The sequence below is a fragment of the Bradyrhizobium sp. Kon56 genome, assembly GCF_055807635.1.
This window is the reverse complement of sequence record NZ_JBVVOU010000470.1, coordinates 1-262: the sequence shown is the minus strand read 5'-3', so window position 1 is coordinate 262 and position 262 is coordinate 1. Positions and strand designations below refer to the sequence as shown.

Here is a 262-nt window from a genome sequence, read left to right as displayed (position 1 = left end):
ACCGGTGTCCACGTCCACCAGCAGCGGCAGGTCGCACACGTCAGTGATGCGGCGTACATCGGTCAACACATCATCCAGGCCGGTGATGCCCAGGTCCGGAACACCCAGGGAATCCGCGGCCACGCCGCCACCGGACAGATAGATCGCCTTGAAGCCGGCGCGCTTGGCCAGCAAGGCGTGGTTGGCGTTGATGGCGCCGACGACCTGCAACGGCTGTTCACTGGCGACCCCGTCACGGAAACGCTGGCCTGGGGTGCTGTTG

The 262-nt window shown here is 66.0% G+C and carries 1 protein-coding gene; it reads right to left on the bottom strand.

The window, feature by feature from the left end; all coding sequences use genetic code 11:
• Nucleotides 1–262 (bottom strand): isocitrate lyase/phosphoenolpyruvate mutase family protein (locus AC0L3B_RS39700; protein ID WP_473383343.1); only part of this gene is annotated, 262 nt, incomplete at both ends.